Source organism: Pseudogulbenkiania sp. FW507-F1, from assembly GCF_058781125.1.
In genome coordinates, this window is the sequence record NZ_JBYSWM010000003.1 from 144902 (window position 1) to 161682 (window position 16781).

At 62.3% G+C, this 16781-nt stretch carries 18 protein-coding genes; 9 read left to right on the forward strand and 9 right to left on the reverse strand.

From position 1 onward, the window contains the following. Positions 1–25: 25 nt before the first annotated feature. Positions 26–391: a PA2779 family protein gene (locus AC3WG5_RS03255; RefSeq protein WP_492567767.1), complete on the reverse strand. Its 366-nt coding sequence runs from the start codon at positions 389–391 to the stop codon at positions 26–28. Between the two features lie 279 nt (positions 392–670). Continuing rightward, positions 671–1297 carry a helix-turn-helix transcriptional regulator gene (locus AC3WG5_RS03260; RefSeq protein WP_492567768.1) on the reverse strand — a complete coding sequence of 209 codons (627 nt, stop codon included), beginning with the start codon at positions 1295–1297 and terminating at the stop codon, positions 671–673. 153 nt (positions 1298–1450) lie between these two features. On the opposite strand from AC3WG5_RS03260, the gene AC3WG5_RS03265 reads away from it, so the two are divergent. Beyond that, positions 1451–2071, forward strand: coding sequence for a hypothetical protein (locus AC3WG5_RS03265; RefSeq protein ID WP_492567769.1), 621 nt, complete (start codon positions 1451–1453; stop codon positions 2069–2071). A 193-nt stretch (positions 2072–2264) separates the two neighbouring features. Here the strand turns inward: AC3WG5_RS03265 and AC3WG5_RS03270 are convergent, their stop codons facing one another. Beyond that, positions 2265–3170, reverse strand: coding sequence for a LysR substrate-binding domain-containing protein (locus tag AC3WG5_RS03270; RefSeq protein WP_492567770.1), 906 nt, complete (start codon positions 3168–3170; stop codon positions 2265–2267). Positions 3171–3290: 120 nt separating this feature from the next. On the opposite strand from AC3WG5_RS03270, the gene AC3WG5_RS03275 reads away from it, so the two are divergent. Then, positions 3291–4370 (forward strand): tartrate dehydrogenase, encoded by a 1080-nt coding sequence (locus tag AC3WG5_RS03275; protein ID WP_492567771.1) that lies wholly within the window; start codon positions 3291–3293, stop codon positions 4368–4370. 233 nt (positions 4371–4603) lie between these two features. Here the strand turns inward: AC3WG5_RS03275 and fucP are convergent, their stop codons facing one another. Beyond that, the gene (gene fucP / locus AC3WG5_RS03280; protein WP_492567772.1) at positions 4604–5911 is read right to left on the reverse strand and encodes an L-fucose:H+ symporter permease; all 1308 of its coding nucleotides are present in this window, start codon (positions 5909–5911) and stop codon (positions 4604–4606) included. Between the two features lie 409 nt (positions 5912–6320). Continuing rightward, the gene (gene ppnP / locus AC3WG5_RS03285) at positions 6321–6632 is read right to left on the reverse strand and encodes a pyrimidine/purine nucleoside phosphorylase (protein WP_294863862.1); all 312 of its coding nucleotides are present in this window, start codon (positions 6630–6632) and stop codon (positions 6321–6323) included. Between the two features lie 223 nt (positions 6633–6855). Between ppnP and AC3WG5_RS03290 the strand changes: the two genes are divergently transcribed. After that, on the forward strand, positions 6856–7443 hold the full coding sequence (locus AC3WG5_RS03290) for a DUF1003 domain-containing protein (protein WP_008954010.1): 588 nt from the start codon (positions 6856–6858) through the stop codon (positions 7441–7443). A 12-nt stretch (positions 7444–7455) separates the two neighbouring features. Here the strand turns inward: AC3WG5_RS03290 and AC3WG5_RS03295 are convergent, their stop codons facing one another. After that, entirely contained in the window at positions 7456–7710 is a 255-nt protein-coding gene (locus AC3WG5_RS03295; protein ID WP_008954009.1) for a hypothetical protein, read from the reverse strand. A gap of 241 nt (positions 7711–7951) precedes the next feature. Between AC3WG5_RS03295 and AC3WG5_RS03300 the strand changes: the two genes are divergently transcribed. Further along, positions 7952–9865, forward strand: coding sequence for a PHA/PHB synthase family protein (locus tag AC3WG5_RS03300; protein WP_492567773.1), 1914 nt, complete (start codon positions 7952–7954; stop codon positions 9863–9865). Positions 9866–9920: 55 nt separating this feature from the next. Here the strand turns inward: AC3WG5_RS03300 and AC3WG5_RS03305 are convergent, their stop codons facing one another. Next, a complete protein-coding gene (locus AC3WG5_RS03305) occupies positions 9921–10277 on the reverse strand; it encodes a hypothetical protein (protein ID WP_492567774.1) in 357 nt (118 codons plus the stop codon). 491 nt (positions 10278–10768) lie between these two features. On the opposite strand from AC3WG5_RS03305, the gene AC3WG5_RS03310 reads away from it, so the two are divergent. Both AC3WG5_RS03310 and AC3WG5_RS03315 read left to right on the forward strand, forming a co-directional pair. After that, positions 10769–11461 carry a substrate-binding periplasmic protein gene (locus AC3WG5_RS03310; RefSeq protein WP_492567775.1) on the forward strand — a complete coding sequence of 231 codons (693 nt, stop codon included), beginning with the start codon at positions 10769–10771 and terminating at the stop codon, positions 11459–11461. Between the two features lie 112 nt (positions 11462–11573). After that, the gene (locus AC3WG5_RS03315; RefSeq protein WP_008954005.1) at positions 11574–11774 is read left to right on the forward strand and encodes a hypothetical protein; all 201 of its coding nucleotides are present in this window, start codon (positions 11574–11576) and stop codon (positions 11772–11774) included. A gap of 75 nt (positions 11775–11849) precedes the next feature. Here the strand turns inward: AC3WG5_RS03315 and dbpA are convergent, their stop codons facing one another. Then, a complete protein-coding gene (gene dbpA / locus AC3WG5_RS03320) occupies positions 11850–13262 on the reverse strand; it encodes an ATP-dependent RNA helicase DbpA (RefSeq protein WP_492567776.1) in 1413 nt (470 codons plus the stop codon). Between the two features lie 301 nt (positions 13263–13563). Between dbpA and AC3WG5_RS03325 the strand changes: the two genes are divergently transcribed. Continuing rightward, the gene (locus tag AC3WG5_RS03325; RefSeq protein WP_008954003.1) at positions 13564–14142 is read left to right on the forward strand and encodes a LexA family protein; all 579 of its coding nucleotides are present in this window, start codon (positions 13564–13566) and stop codon (positions 14140–14142) included. A 12-nt stretch (positions 14143–14154) separates the two neighbouring features. After that, positions 14155–14298, forward strand: a complete 144-nt coding sequence (locus AC3WG5_RS03330; protein WP_008954002.1) for a hypothetical protein — start codon at positions 14155–14157, stop codon at positions 14296–14298. Positions 14299–14577: 279 nt separating this feature from the next. On the opposite strand, the gene AC3WG5_RS03335 is transcribed toward AC3WG5_RS03330, so the two are convergent. Beyond that, complete coding sequence (locus AC3WG5_RS03335) at positions 14578–15510, reverse strand: tRNA dihydrouridine synthase (protein WP_492567777.1); 933 nt, start codon at positions 15508–15510, stop codon at positions 14578–14580. Between the two features lie 231 nt (positions 15511–15741). Between AC3WG5_RS03335 and AC3WG5_RS03340 the strand changes: the two genes are divergently transcribed. Next, on the forward strand, positions 15742–16686 hold the full coding sequence (locus AC3WG5_RS03340) for a nucleoside hydrolase (protein ID WP_008954000.1): 945 nt from the start codon (positions 15742–15744) through the stop codon (positions 16684–16686). Positions 16687–16781 lie beyond the last annotated feature (95 nt).

Sequence of the window (16781 nt, forward strand, 5' to 3'; positions counted from 1 at the left end):
TTACCCCAAACGAAATCGGGAAAAACTACACGATGACGGCGATGATCAGCACGATCAGCAAAATCACGATCAGGTCGTAATTGCTGAGCCGGCCACCGGCCGAGAGCGTATCGATACGTTGAGCCAGCGTGGTGACTTCTTCATCGGTCATTGAGTCGACGCGATCCTTGGCGAAGGCGGCCTGCACGCCAAGGGCCTGCAGCTTGTCACGGACTTCTGCCCGATCAAGAAAGGTCTTCACTTTTTCCCGATCAGCCTGGGCTTGCTGGGCCTGTTGCGCGGCAGCCGCCTGCTCGGTCGACACCATGCCGGCACGGGCCAGCGGGGCCTGCACCGCCAGGCATGACGCCAACAGAGCGGTGCCAAGGTATTTGGCAATGGAAACAGACATTTCACACCTCCTGAACAAGAGTTGAAACCCGTTAGCGAGCCCCCTTTCCGCTTGTTTCAGTGTGGCACATGGCAGCGCAATGACAATCCGCCAATTCCTTTTAAATGCCCAAGGCATGTCCTCTGGATCTTCGGCCAACCTTCCCTTCAACCAGGCACGGTGGCCGGCCCGGCCCACGCCTTGCTGGCCAGCGGTGATGTCACACCAGCACCCGACGGGGATGAATACCCTCGGTAGTGCGTGGCATGACGGAGCGCCTCAGCCCGGCACAGACATGGCTCACGGCTTGGTGAACCGGAAGCGGCAGCAAGTCCCACCCCGCACCATGCATTCTTCGTGTGTCACGGGCTCTCCCACATAGCTCGACATCAGCGCTAGGTCCAGTTGGCACACTTCCGGGAAACGTGCCGCCAGATGATGAAAGATGCAATTGGTGGCCACGATGCCTGGCAGGCCGGAGCCGGCATCTTGCGGCCGGGCATCGTAGCCGAGTTCCAGCATGATGTCGGCCAGCGCCCGGATGCGCGCTTCCGGATCGTTCGCCCGTGCCGGCGGCAAGGTAGCAGCCAGAGTGGTGCCGATCTCGGCCAATTGTTTGACAAGCTCTTCCTGGCCAAGCTTGGCTTCCAGCATCTTCAGCAGCAGCTCGGCAAACCAGGAATAGCGGCGGGGAAACACCTCCTGCCCCTTCGGGGTCAGCACAAAGAGCTGCTCAGGCCGCCCCCCCGTCGGCTGCGTCATCCCGCGTTCCACCAGACCATCCCGTTCCAGCACCGTCAGATGTTGCCTGACCGCGGTACGGGTAACGGCCAACTCCTGTGCCAGTTGTTCCACCGTCAGCCCGGCAGACTGCCGTTGCAGCAGTCGTAACAGTTGCTGCTGACGCTCACCCATTGCTTCCAACATATCGCTACACCTTCAATGTGCCCGTTCAGTTTGATTATATCCTTCATGGCTCAAAAATCACTTTGATAAGTTAAAACACATTTATATTGTTTAAGTGGCAAAATAAGCTACAATACAGCTCCCAAAGAAGCTTGAGCACAAAGGAGATTTCTCATGAAAACCTGGCAAAAAACCCTGGCGGCGTCGCTTATCGTGGCCTTCTTGTCCCCGCTCGCCCATGCCGAGCTGAGCAACAGCCCCAAGATTTCACAAACGCAAGTGGCTCTGCGCGATCTCTGGAGCGGCCATATTTTCTGGGTGCGTAACGTCGCACTGGAAACGCTGGCACACGACAAGTCCGGCGCGGCCGCCGCGGAGCAAGAGGTGGTCGCCAACGCCAAACAGATTGCCGCGTCGATCCAGCCCTTCTATGGGCAAGCCGCCTCGGACAAGCTGTTCACCCTGCTCGCCGGCCATTACGGCGCGGTCAAGCAGTATCTGATCGCCACGGAGAAAGGCAGCAAGAGCGGGCAGGACAGCGCCAACAAAGCCATGGCCGCCAACGTGGACGAGATCGCCGCCTTCCTGTCCAGCGCCAACCCCTACCTGCCGAAAGAAACGCTGCAAGGCCTGCTGCTGGCCCATGGCGGCCATCACGTCCAGCAGATTCAGGAGCTCAAGGACAAGGACTACCGCCAGGAGGCCCACACCTGGGAAGCCATGAAACAGCACATGAACGTGATCGCCGATGCACTGGGTGGCGCCCTGGCCAAGCAGTTCCCCGAGCGCTTCTGAGCGCATCAGCCGGCCTGCCGGTTCTGTCTCACACAGGACCGGCACCGGCCGGCAAACCCGGGCGGAACCTGGCACGCGAAGTCAGACCGCCCGCTCCGTTGCCGGGACAACTCAATGGGCGAGCTGGTTCAGGGCCCAGACCGTAGGCGCCGGCAGACCGGCTTGCCCGGCTAAAGCCCCTTGCCAGGGGTCATCATCCGGCATCCTGCGTCCGGAAGTACTGTTCGATGAAATCGACACACACCTTGAGCTTGGCCGAGCTCGACAAGCGCATGGGAGAAACCGCCCAGATGTCAGCCGGCTGGCTGTAGTCGGGCAACACCCGCACCAGACGCCCGGCGGCAAGCGCAGCGCGTACGTCCCACAGGGACCGCAGCATGATGCCGCGCCCCGCCAGCGCCCACTGATGCACGATCTCGCCGTGGTTGGCTGACAAGGGGCCGGTGATGCGTATCACCGTCTCGCCGCCGGGACCGGCGAGCCGCCAGACGCCGAACGGGTGGTCGCGCTCCTTGATCGCCAGGCAATCGTGGCCACTCAGCTCGCCGAGGCTCTTCGGCATTCCATGCCGCTCGAGGTAGGACGGCGAAGCGCAAAGGATGCGCTGGTTGGCAACCAGCTTCTTGGCGATCAGCTGCGGCGCGATCTCGTTGCCGACCCGGAGGTCGAGATCGATCCCTTCGCTCTCCAGATCGACCAGCCGGTCCGTCACATCGAAGCGGATTTCGAGCTGGGGATAACGCTCGGCCAAGGCCGCCAGCGCCGGCGCGACGTGGACACGGCCGAACCCCAGGCTGCTGCTGATACGGATCAGGCCACGCGGAGCCAGCCTGGTCGCCGACACCTCGTCCACCATGTGATCGACGTCATCGAGAATCTTCTGTGCCCAGCGATAGACCCGTTCGCCGTCCTCGGTCACCGCGACCCGCCGTGTGCTGCGATACAGCAACTTCACGCCCAGGCTCTCTTCCAGCAGCCGTATCCGCTTACTGACGTAAGCCGGGGACGCCCCCAGCTCCTCGGCAGCGCTGGCAAAGCCCGATTTGCGGGCAACCAGGCAGAACACACGCAGGTCTTCCAGTTGCGGCTCATTATTCATGATTCGTGTTTTATGAATGCACAAAGCAGGCAATTATTAAATGAATGTTTTGCGGCATGCTAGGGATATCGGATCAAGCGACGCGCCACGACCGACGGCCGGACAACAGGAAGACATTGCATGAACAAGATATTCAGAATTGCCGCGATTGCCGGTGACGGCATCGGCAAAGAGGTGCTGCCTCAAGGCATCCGCGTGCTGGAAGCCGCCGCGGCCAAGTTCGACCTCGCCCTCGAATTCGTTCACTTCGACTGGGCCAACTGCGACTATTACCTCCAGCACGGCAAGATGATGCCGGACGACTGGTTCGAGACATTGCAGCGTTTCGACGCCATCTACTTCGGCGCGGTTGGCTGGCCGGACAAGGTGCCCGACCACATCTCGCTGTGGGGCTCGCTGATCAAGTTCCGCCGCGCGTTCGACCAATACGTCAACCTGCGCCCGGTGCGCCTGTTTGATGGCGTGCCCTGCCCGCTCGCCCACCGTAAGCCGGGCGACATCGATTTTTATGTGGTGCGCGAGAACACCGAGGGCGAATACTCGTCGGTCGGCGGCAAGATGTTCGAGGGCACCGAGCGCGAACTGGTGCTGCAGGAGGCGGTGTTCACCCGCCACGGCGTGGATCGCATCCTCAAATATGGCTTCGAGCTCGCTCAGCGTCGGCCGCGCAAGAAGCTGACCGCCGCCACCAAATCCAACGGCATCGCGGTCAGCATGCCGTACTGGGACGAGCGCGTGGCGGCGATGGCGCAAGCCTACCCCGAGGTCGCCTGGGACAAGCAGCATATCGACATCCTCTCCGCCCGCTTCGTGCTGCAGCCGGATCGTTTCGACGTGGTCGTCGCCTCGAATCTGTTCGGCGACATCCTGTCCGACCTCGGGCCGGCCTGCACCGGCACCATCGGCATCGCGCCTTCGGCCAACCTCAACCCGGAACGGACCTTCCCCTCGCTGTTCGAGCCGGTGCATGGCTCCGCCCCCGACATCTACGGCCAGAACATCGCCAACCCGATCGCGATGATCTGGTCCGGCGCGATGATGCTCGATTTCCTCGGCGACGGCGATCCGCGCTACCGGCACGCGCACGATGGGATCATGCGGGCGATCGAAACCGTGCTGGTCGAGGGGCCGCGTACGCCGGACATGGGGGGGATGGCCGATACCAGCGAGGTCGGCGCGGCGGTGGTGGCGGCCTTGTGATCAGCGCCCCCTGATACGACAACGCCCGGCCCCGCGCTTATGCGGGAACGGGCGTTGCTCATGCTGTCAGCCCCTGGGGGCCATGACACTCAGAACCAGTTCACGATCTTGCTGCGCATCCCTGATCGGGACTCATGTGCTGCTCGGAATCCTCATGTACTCCAGTACATTCTGGTTCCTGCGCTGCTCTTCACCCCGCTGAGGACTGCTCGCGACTGATCGTGAACAGGTTCTCAGCGCTTCACCGCCGCCACCTTGCGTGTCGCGCTGAAGTCGGCGTAGTGCCCCTTCAAGCCATAAAACACGATGTAGGCGTAGCACACCAGCGGCACCACGAAGGAATACAGGATGCCGATGCGGTCGGCGAAGAACGCCTGGATCAGCGGCACGATGGCACCGCCGACGATCGCCATACACAGCACGCCCGAGCCTTCCCCGGTGAACTTGCCCAGCCCTTCGATGGCCAGCGAGAAGATGGTCGGGAACATGATCGAGTTGAACAGGCCGATCGCGATCAGGCCCCACATCGCCGCCTTGCCGCCGGCGCTCATCGCTACCGCGATCAGCAGCGCGTTGACCAGCGCGTTGAAGGCCAGCACGTGGCCCGGTTTGATCTTGCGCATCACCACGCCACCGATGAAACGACCCACCATGGCACCGGTCCAGTACAGGGCCAGATACTTGCCGGCCACCGCCTCGGACAGACCGGCAATCTGCGGCTGCCCCATCAGGCTCACCAGGAAACTGCCGATCGACACTTCGGCCCCCACATAGGTGAAGATGCCCACCGCGCCCAGCACCAGGTGGCGGTAGCCCCAGACGCTGTCATGCGCATGGTACTCGGCGTTGCCTTGCGGCGCATCGGCCGGGGTATCGCCCTCCGTCACCTTCGGCAGCTTGAACAGGCCGATGATCACGGCCAGGGCAAACAGCAGCGCGGCCAGAATCAGGTACGGCGTCTGCACCGAACCGGCCTCGGCGGCGCTGTAGGCCGCCAGCTGTTCCGGCGACAGGCCGCTCAGCTCCTGCGCCGGTTTCACCGCCACCGCCAGAATCAGCACCGACCCCACCAACGGCCCGATGGCCGTCCCCAGCGAGTTGAACGCCTGGGTCAGGTTGAGGCGGCTGGACGCGGTCTCGGGCTTCCCCAGCAAGGTGACGTAGGGGTTGGCCGCCACCTGCAGCAGGGTGATGCCGGAGGCCAGAATGAACAGCGCGCCGAGGAAGAACGGGTAGGACTTGGCGCCGGCCGCCGGGTAGAACAACAGACAGCCGAGACCCGCCGTTGCCAGGCCGATCATGATGCCGCGCTTGTAGCCGAGCTTTTCCACCAGGTAGCCCGACGGAAACGACATCACGAAGTAGGCGGTGAAGAAACTGAACTGGATCAGTGCCGCCTGCAGGTAACTCAGGGTGAAGATCGCCTTCAGGTGCGGGATGAGGATGTCGTTGAGCGACGTGATCAACCCCCACATGAAAAACAGGGAGGTGAGCACCGTCAGGGCGCGCGAGTAATTGGTCTTGCCAAGCTGAGAGGACATGTCTGTCGTTCCATCCATACTATTTTCTGCTGTTTACGGTCAGCCGGCCCGATGCAGTGAGCGTCCGCATGGCAAGCCGGCGGTTTGTTGCGCCAGATGTGTAGCATTGCTACAGATATTTTGTTATAGAGCACGCCATCCATCTAGGACAGGTCGTCACATACCGGCCGGCAATAAAAGGCAACGCCATTCAATATATCAATACAAAACAAGCATTAACCCTGTTTGCCCGCCGTATTTCGACGTCCACGTCAGGCCGTTTCCTGACCCTGTGATGGACTCTGGTCGCGAAAAAACGTAGCAATACTACGCGCCAACCGTATCGCTTGTAAATCAGCAACCCCTCCTCCGGCCCAAAAACAAAAAAGGCGACCGAAGTCGCCTTTTATCTGGGGTACCGCTGTCGAAATCAGCCGAAATGGCAAACGTAGTGCAGGGTATCGACCACTTCGATATCGAACGCGCTGTTGCCGGGCACCTTGAACGACTCGCCCCCCCTGTAGGTCCGCGACTCGCTCTCGCCACTCAGGGTGACGCGGCACTCGCCGGCCAGCACTTCCATGATTTCCGGTGCACCCGTGTTGAACGTCAGTTTGGCCGGCAGAATGACGCCTACCGATTTCTTGGTGCCATCGGCCAGGACGATGTTGTGGCTGACGCATTTACCGTCGAAGTAAACATTGGCCTTCTTGACCACGCTGACGTTATCGAACTGTTCCATGCTCTGTCCTTATTTGTTCTGGTGAAAGGGCAAAAGTGTAACCCGCACGATCGCCGGAGAACACTCCCCGCAAGGCCGGCCGGCCTCAAAGGTTGGCCGAAGCCCCGTTACGAATGCTTACACGCTCCACCGTCAGCTTGTGGCACAATCGCGCCGTCACAATAGAAGGGGTGCGACCGCACGTGGTCCCAACCCACCCACCATCAACTCGGGGGACTCCATCATGCAACAGGACAACCGCGACATCCGCTACCTGGCAGAACACTTGCTGCACACCGGCGTAGGCGGCCTCGGCGAACGCGAGCGCCACGCCCTGATGCGCATTTCCAAACGGCTGCAGGCCACGCGTACCGACACCAGCCTTCCTGACGACGGCGTCACCCTCGGTGAGCGGCTGGCCGACCGTGTCGCCGAATTCGGCGGCTCCTGGACGTTCATCGGCATTTTCACCGCCGTGCTCATCAGCTGGACCATTATCAACACCGGCATCCTGGGCACCCGGGCCTTCGACCCCTACCCCTACGTGTTCCTCAACCTGATCCTGTCGATGTTGGCAGCGATCCAGGCGCCGATCATCATGATGTCGCAGAACCGTCAGGCCGCACGCGACCGCATGACGATGATTCGCGACTTCGAGGTCAACCTCAAGTCCGAAGCGTCGATCGATGGCCTGCACAAGCGCATCGACCATCTGACCTGGCAGATCCTGTCGGACCTCGACCAGCTCAAGCGCCTGCAGCGGACCCTCCCGCCCCACCCGGACGACACCCCGCCGCCGGGAACCCGAAAAAATCCGGACGGGACGGTGTAATTCAGCCCTCGCTCACGGCTTGAGCATCTCCGCCGTCACCACAAAATCGTTACCGTGGCGCCGCACCAGTCTTTCCAGCGGCGCCGCAAAGCGGCTCCAGTTGCCCTGCAGCAGGGTCAGCGAATTCTCCGTACCCAATGGCGGCAGCTGGAGCCAGGCATCGACCGCCTCCGGCTCCACGTGAAAATGCGCCGGGTAGCCATCCAGCCGGGCATTGATCAGAATCTGATTGTTGCGGTCGATTCTCGCCGCCAGCAGCATCAACATACGCCGTTTCTCCCAAATGGCAGCGAGACTAGGGCATCGCGGCGATTTGCACAATCACTGCCCCGTTCGCGCGCCGCCGGGAAAAGACCACATCACACATCCGGATTTAACCTTCATCAAGGTCCGGGGTCGCCCCGCATGACACAGTGAAACCCATACCACCAAGGGTAGCCGTTCCGTCTTCCCTGCTACGCCTGGCACAAACCGTTATCATGACAAGAAACGGCAAAGGTGATTGACAGTGAACAAGGCAACCGACCCGCAGACACGCTCCACCGCCCCCATTCTCCCGACCGTACCGCAGAACGCCTGGCCGGTACTCGGCTGGTACGAGGGGCTCCGCCAGTGGAGCGGCCACTGGGCTCGACTCTCCGGCCTGTTCGATGGCGAACCACCCACTCCCCCATCCGTGTCCGAGCCCGGCTCCAGCGACGCCGACGACGGTCCCACCAGCCTCGACCGGCTGCTGCGCGCCAATCTGGGCCGAGCCACTCTCGGCATATCGCCGGCCAGCCTGGCCCTGGCTTATTTCGACTGGGCGGTGCATCTCGCCGTCTCCCCGGGCAAATGGCAGCAGCTAGTGGAAAAGGGCGTACGCAAGTCGGTCCGGCTCGGCAATTACGCCGTCAGGGCGCACGCCAATGCGGGCTGCCCGGCCTGCATCCAACCGCTGCCGCAGGACCGCCGCTTCAGCAGTCCCGCCTGGCAGAACTGGCCGTTCAATCTGATTTCGCAGGCCTTCCTGCTCAACCAGCAATGGTGGCACAACGCCACCACCGGCATTAGCGGCGTCTCGCGTCACCATGAGCAGGTCGTGTCCTTCACCGCACGCCAATTGCTCGACATGATGTCGCCGATCAATTTCGTCGCCACCAACCCCGAGGTACTGCAAACCACCCTCCAGGAACAGGGGCAGAACCTGATACGCGGCCTACGCCACTTCCAGGCCGACTGGGAGCGCGCCATCGGCGGCAAGCCGCCTCTGGGGGCCGAAGCCTACCGCCCGGGACATGAAGTCGCCATCACGCCCGGCCAGGTGGTCTACCGAAACCGGCTGATCGAACTGATCCAGTACACACCGCAAACCGGGCAGGTTCATGCCGAACCGGTCCTGATCGTGCCGGCCTGGATCATGAAGTACTACATTCTCGACCTCTCCCCCGGTAACTCGCTGGTCAACTACCTGGTCGGACAGGGCCACACCGTGTTCATGATCTCCTGGCACAACCCGCACAGCGACGACCGCGACATCGGCCTGGAAGACTACCTGCGGCTGGGAGTCCTGGATGCGCTCGATGCCATCCGCGCCATCGTCCCCGACGCCCCGGTCCACAGCGTCGGCTATTGCCTGGGCGGTACCTTGCTGTCGATCGCGGCGGCCTATCTGGCACGCGAAACCGATCCGATCCTGGCCTCGGTCACCCTGCTGGCGGCGCAGACCGACTTTACCGAAGCCGGCGAACTGATGCTGTTCATCGACCACAGCCAGTTGAGCTACCTCGAAGACATCATGTGGGACCAGGGTTATCTCGACACCAAACAGATGGCAGGCGCCTTTCAGCTCCTGCGCTCAAACGACCTGATCTGGTCGCGCCTGGTGCACGAATACCTGATGGGACGGCGCGAGCCGTTGAACGACATGATGGCCTGGAATGCCGACGCCACGCGCATGCCCTACCGCATGCACAGCGAGTACCTGCGCCGTTTCTTCCTCAACAACGACCTGGCCGAAGGCCGCTACCGCATCGGCGGCCGCCCCGTGGTGCTGAGCGACATCCGCGTGCCGATGTTCGTCGTGGCCACGGAAACCGACCACGTCGCGCCCTGGCGATCGGTGTATAAAATCCACCTTGCCGCCGATGCCGACATCAGCTTCCTGCTCACCAGCGGCGGCCACAACGCCGGCATTGTCAGCGAACCGGGCCACGACGGCAGACACTACCGGCTCTCGCACCGCCCCAGCGACCACCCCTACATCGACCCGGAAACCTGGTTTGCCTCCACCACCCCTCACGAAGGCTCATGGTGGCCGGCCTGGTCGGACTGGCTGCGAAGCCACTCCGACGGCCTCCGGGAGCCGCCGCCAATGGGCGCCGCCGAGCAAGGCTACCCGCCGCTTGGCCACGCCCCCGGTAGCTACGTGCTGCAACGCTGAGCCGCCGTCTGCCCGTCGCTGGCAACACCATGGCATGCGGCCAAAGGTAAAAGCCTCAATGGCCGAGCGTATTCCCGCCCCACTCCCAGACGGGAGCCGACCTCACCGGATGCAGTTCGTCGTAATAATTGAGCAGGTTGCCCAGCTCCATGACGATTTCCAGTTGAAACCCCTGTCGTCCGCCGCGCTCATCCAGCATCAGGCTATCGAGATAGCGGCGGCATGAACTCTCCTCGGGCCACAGCTGGGCCAGTCGATTGACGATACGGGCATACTGCCGCGACAGCTTCAATGGACGTACCGGGGCAGGCAAATCCAGCAGCCAGCGCATGGCCTCGACCTGCAATTTGAGCTGCTCGGGTGGGAGCGGCGTGCGCACGAAGGCAAAAGGACGGCTGTTCATGGCGTTCATATGCTTTCTGCCAAGCGGCGAATTCTGTAATACGGGCACCCTTGGCGTGCCCGGCATCATGTTGATTTGATGATAGTTTTCCCCATCAAAAAATGACAGCCGCAAAACCTCTCCCAAAGGCAGCCTACTCGATGCCCTCAACGCCGCCACCGCCGACCGGCCATCCCGCGGCCCGGCCATCAACCAAGCCGCCCGGAGTACACCCTGAAGACAATGCATGAAACGGACCAGCATGCACCGGGAAGGTTGATACCAGTACTGAAGCCGTGCTGGCGACGCACCCCAAAGACCCTCTTTATCAAGCGTGGAAAAGCAGGAATCGGGTTGCACGCGGAGACAAGCCTGTTTACCCTTTGCGGACCGAAGCACACAACCACAATGACGAAAACATGACTCAACGGCTGACAATAGGCAAATGGATTGGCCCTGCCGGCCCTGTCGGGCGCTGGGGAGCAGCCATCGCGCTGGCGGCTTCACTTCTTTTATCGCCCATGCTGAGGGCTGAAGCGCTACCGCCCCTGACGCTGACCACCGAGTCGTATCCGCCAAATCAGATGATGATCAACGGGCAGCTCGCCGGAGTCGTTACCGACAAGGTGCGCGAAATGATGGCCCGCACCCATATCGACTATCGCATCGTGGTGCTGCCTTGGCTTCGGGCCTACTCGTTGGCGCAGACCCAGGCCAATTACTGCGTGTTCAATACGGCTCACACGCCGGACCGTGACAAGTTGTTCAAGTGGGTCGAACCGACAACCTACGCCGACTGGACGCTGTTTGGCCTGGCCAGCCGGAAATTCGACATCGACAACCTCGAAGACGCCCGACGCTACGTCATCGGCACCTACAACGGCGACATCCGTGACAGCTATCTGAAAGAACGCGGCTTTATCGTCGATACTGCCATCGAGGAAAGTGCCAATCCGCGCAAGCTGGTCGCCCAGCGTATCGACCTGTGGGCCGCCAACCGCCTGGTCGCCGCCGATCTTCTGCGCAAAGCCGGCCTGACCAAGCAAGTGGTGCCGGTACACACCTTCTTCCGCGTTACCGGCGGCCTGGCCTGCAGCCTGGCAACGCCGGATGCCACCATCACCAGCTTGCGCCAGGCCTTGGCCAGCATGGTCAACGACGGCACCACCGCCAAGATCGAACAACGCTACGCCAACTGGCAGCCCGATCCCTGACCCTGCCAAACCCTGCCGCACCTCGACAACTCACCATCCCCTGCCATCACCGACGCCATGAACTAGACTGAATGTGATAGGCACGTGCTGGTTGGAGGTGGGGAGTACCGAGATGAAATCGCAAGGCAAACAGGGCGGTTGGTACACCGGCCTATTGATGATCAGCATCATCATGGTCGTTGTGCTGTTCGTTTCCGCACCATGGATTCCGTTGGCCCTCTTGGCGGCGCTCGCCGTGGTGGGGGTGATCCAGGGGATATCCTGGTTGTTCGACAACTGGAAACACCGCCACGATCATACCCATGCCCACTGAGGGCATCACTGATGACGCAAAAAAGCGGCCCGTCGAGGGCCGCTTTGGTTTTCATGCGCCAGGGTTGGTCCGGGCTTAAGCACCGACGAAGCGCATCTTGAAGCTGCGCCCCTTGATCCGCCCCTCGGCCAGGCGGCTGAAGGCCTGCTGGGCGATATGGCGATCCAGCGCCACGTAGCTGGAAAATTCGAACACCGATATCTTGCCTACCTGCTGACCGGCAATGCCCGCCTCACCGGTGAGCGCGCCCAGGATGTCGCCCGGGCGCACCTTGTCCTTGCGGCCAGCCGCAATGCACAGCGTCACCATTGGCGGCACCAGCGGGCTATCACTGCTCGTCAGCTCGGCCGGATCCGCCCAGTTCGGCTTGGCCTGCTGGTAATCCTCGATCAGCGCCAGTCGCTTACTGTCGTTCGGGCCGACCAGGCTCAGCGCCAGCCCCTTCTCGCCACCACGCCCGGTACGGCCGATACGGTGGATGTGAATTTCCGGATCGTGCGACAGGTCGACGTTGATCACCGCTTCCAGCGTGCTGATGTCGAGGCCGCGCGCCGCCACGTCGGTGGCCACGAGCACCGAACAGCTGCGGTTGGCAAACTGCACCAGGATTTCGTCGCGCTCGCGCTGCTCCAGCTCGCCGTACAACGCCAGCGCCGAGAAGCCCTGCTGTTGCAGCTCATTCGCCAATTCGCGCACCTGCTGCTTGGTATTGCAGAAGGCGATGGTCGAGACCGGACGGAAATGGCCGAGCAACGCCGCCACCGTCGCCACGCGCCGTTCCGGCTGAATCTTGTAAAAGTGCTGCTCGATGTGGCCCGCATCATGCAGCGACTCCACTTTGACCTCGACCGGGTTCTTCAGAAAGCGTGCGCTCTGCTTGCGGATAGTGTCCGGATAAGTGGCGGAGAACAGCAGCGTCTGACGCTTGCGCGGACAGGCGGCGACGATGCCAACGATCTCCTCGTAGAAGCCCATGTCCACCATGCGGTCGGCCTCGTCCAGCACCAGGGTTTCGACGGTGGACAGGTCCAGCGTGTTGCGGCTCAGGTGATCGTGCAACCGGCCCGGCGTGCCCACCACCACGTGCGCGCCGTGCTCCAGCGAGCCGATCTGCGGCCCCATCGGTGTGCCACCGCACAGCGTCACCACCTTGATGTTGTCGACACTACGCGCCAGCCGGCGGATTTCCTTGGCCACCTGATCGGCCAGCTCGCGCGTCGGGCACAACACCAGCGCCTGCACGGCAAACCAGCGCGGATTGATCTTGTCGAGCAATCCCAGGCCGAAGGCAGCCGTCTTGCCGCTACCGGTCTTGGCCTGGGCGATCAGGTCCTGGCGGTTGAGGATGACCGGGAGGCTCTGCGCCTGGATCGGGGTCATGCGGGTATAGCCAAGGCTGGCCAAGTTGTCGACCAGGGCGGGCGAGAGGGGAAGCGAGGAAAAATCCGTTTTGTTCACAATGACTTGGCGCGTTGGCAAAAGGCGCACAGTCTATCAGGCTACGCCGTCGCCGACCAGCGCCATGCGGTATCGATGCCGCCACGCAAGCCACATGAGTACACGGGCACGGCGGGCTGACAAACCGGGAAAGGCCGCTTCGGCCAACCTTGGCGAGAGGCGCATCCCCGGCACCGCTCCTCTCATGCAGTCCGCCGCCTGAACCGGGCACGGACTCACCCGCCCTGTTGTATTGTCGCCATCGCTTCCATGCTCGACCGCAAATTCAGGTTGCCAGTCTGTTTGATTTTGTACAGAATCAAATCATCGTCAGGACACAGAGCAAAGCAGCATGACCCAGGGAGGCAAGCGCCAAGGCGCCGGCAGGAAGTCCGCTTTTGGCGGTGACAAGACGGTCGCCATGCGTGTACCGGAACCACTCAAGCCGGTACTGGAAGCCTGGCTGCAAGAGTATCGCGCCATACGGGCGGTACGTGAACTGCACGTGGACGAATTCCGCTCGCTCACCAGCGAATTGTCCGACGTATCGTTACCTCTGTTCGCCAGCCGTGTTCCCGCCGGCGCCCCCGTCGCCGCCGACGACCTAAAAGAAGCCGACGTCGACCTGAACACCCACCTGGTCAGACGCCCCGCCTCCAGTTTCCTGGTCACGGTCAAGGGCGACTCGATGATCAATGCCGGCATCCACGATGGGGACATGCTGGTAGTAGACAAATCGCTGGAGGCTCGTCACGGCAAAGTGGTGGTAGCGGTGATCAATGGCGAGCTGACGGTAAAACGGCTGGAGAAAACGGCGACGGGCCTGCGCCTGCTGCCGGAAAATCCGGATTTTGCCCCGATAGAGGTGCCGGAAGAGGCCTCGTTCTTCATCTGGGGCGTGGTCACCAACGTGATTCACAAGGTCGATTGAGGAGGATGCACCATGAGCAACAACCAACAAATCAAGATGAAGTTCCTCGACTGGCGCCGTCTGCCGCGCGCCTTCCGCTCGGTCGTACAGGGTCAGCCGCAGGTTCTGGTCTCGCGCACCGGCCGCAGCTACTTCGTGCCGGTCGAGTTCGTCTGACCCCCACCCCAGAACCGGGCTGCGCATTGCCCGCTGGACTTAAACACGAAACCCACGCCCACACCGAGGATCAACCTCCCTGGCGGCATCGCCTGTGAACCGGCAGCGCCAAAAGAAGACGCCCTTCGCATGAAGGGCGTATCAATTTGCTTGGGGGGAATGTAACAACCGGAACTGAGAGGCACCGATGCTACCGCTGCCGGCAACGAAGCAAACAACCGGCTGCCCTTGAACTGTAGGCGACATGATAACTTCGTACTATCCGTACAATTACGTATGTCAAGCAAGTATCTGGGCAATCACTACCGACTGCTTCTCACGTCGCACCTGTTCGAACAATTCGCCCGCCTCGGGGTAGCTACGCTTGAGCTGCCCCAGCCACTGCTTCAGTCGCGACGCCGGGTAGGCCGATTCTTCCGCCCGCTCACGGCACTGCTCGAAGAAATCGCGCAGCCAGATCATCATCTCGTCCCACGGCATCGGTTCGGCCCCCGGCCCGGCCTTGATGCGTCGCGCCAGATCCGGTGCGGCGATCAGCCCACGCCCGATCATCACGGTGTCGCAACCACTCTCGCGGCGAATGGCGTGGTAATCCTCCACCGTCCACACCTCGCCGTTGGCGATGACCGGCAGATTGACACTCTCGCGGATGCGGGCAATCCAGTCCCAGTGGGCGGGCGGCCGATAGCCCTCGACCTTGGTGCGGCCATGCACCACCAATTCATCCGCTCCCGCCCGCTCAATCGCCTGCGCGCATTCCAGCGCCAGGCTCTTGTCCTCATAACCCAACCGCATCTTGGCCGTGACCGGCACTTCTTTGGGGACGCTGGCACGCACGGCCGCCACGATCTGGAACAAGAGCTCCGGCTCGGTGAGCAATACCGCCCCGCCGCGATGGCGGTTGACGGTGGGGGCCGGGCAACCGAAGTTGAGGTCGACCGCCGGAGCGCCCAGCTCGACCGCGCGTACCGCATTATCCGCCAGGCACACCGGATCCGATCCCAGCAATTGCACACGCACGCTGGTACCCGCTCGCGTACGTGCGGCCCGGTGCAATTCGGGCGCCAGCCGGTAGAACATCTTGGGTGGCAGCAGTGTGCTGGTAACGCGCACGAACTCGGTCACGCACCAATCGATGCCGCCGATGCGGGTCAGCACATCGCGCATGATGTCGTCGACCAAGCCCTCCATCGGGGCGAGTACCAGCTTCATTCGGGAATACCTCGGATTCAGGAGGCGGTATTCTAGCCAAGTCCGCCTGCCCTGTCTTTCGGCCAACCTGCATCGCCCATCAGCTTTCCGGGCTGGGCAACACTCGTGTATTGGCAGGACGGGAAAACAGAACGTATGTTTAAAATGGGGTACGGGAGAACCCGTCTTCCCGATACCCACGAGATACCTTACCGGCGTGACGCCGTCCCCACCTCTCCATAGGCGCCCGACATGACGCGTCCCACTATCATTTTCGATACCGACCCCGGCCTAGACGATGCCGTGGCCATCCTCGCCTTGTTGGGAGCTGGCGAACAGATCGACCTGCTCGCGCTGACCACGGTGGCCGGCAATGTGGGCGTGGACCTGACCTCGCGCAACGCCCGCATCGTTTGCGAATGGGCACAACGCCCCGATATCCCGGTTTACGCAGGCTGTGAACGCCCGCTGCTGCGCCCGCTGGTCACCTCCGAACATGTCCATGGCAGGAGCGGGCTCGACGGCGTCCCCCTTCACCAACCGGAGATGCCGCTGCAAGACAAGCATGCCGTCGACTTCATCGTCGACACCTTGCGCGAGGCGACGCCAGGCACCATCACCCTCTGCCCCGTCGGTCCACTGACCAACATCGCCCTTGCCCTGGCCAAAGCACCGGACATCGCGCCACGCATCAAGGAAATCGTCTTGATGGGCGGCAGCTACTTTGCCGGTGGCAACATCTCGCCGGCGGCCGAGTTCAATATTTTCGTCGACCCGGAAGCGGCCGCCATCGTGCTGCGCTCGGGCGTACCGATCGTGATGCTGCCGCTGGATGTGACCCACCAGGTGGGCGCCAGCTCAGCACGCATCGCCCGCCTGCACGCCCTGGCCAATCGCTGCGGCCCCCTCGCGGCCGATATCCTGATCAGCCATGAGCGCCACGACGTGCAGCGCTTCGGCGCCAACGGCGCTCCCTTGCACGACCCTTGCGTGGTGGCCTATCTGCTGCAGCCTGACCTGTTCAAGGGACGCCGGGTCAATGTCGAGGTGGAAACGGCAAGCCCGCTGACGCTGGGCGCCACGGTGGTGGACTGGTGGGGCGTGAGCGGCCGACCGGCGAATGTCCTATATCTCACCGAGGCCGACGCCGACGGCGTGTACGCGCTGCTGACAGACTGCCTGGCCAGGCTTCCCTGAAACCGCGGCCAGGTCTGAAATCCGAGGATGCCCGTTGCAGGGGGAGCCACGCCGCAATTCCCTTCGGCGCGGTATACTTGTACCAAACGTACAAG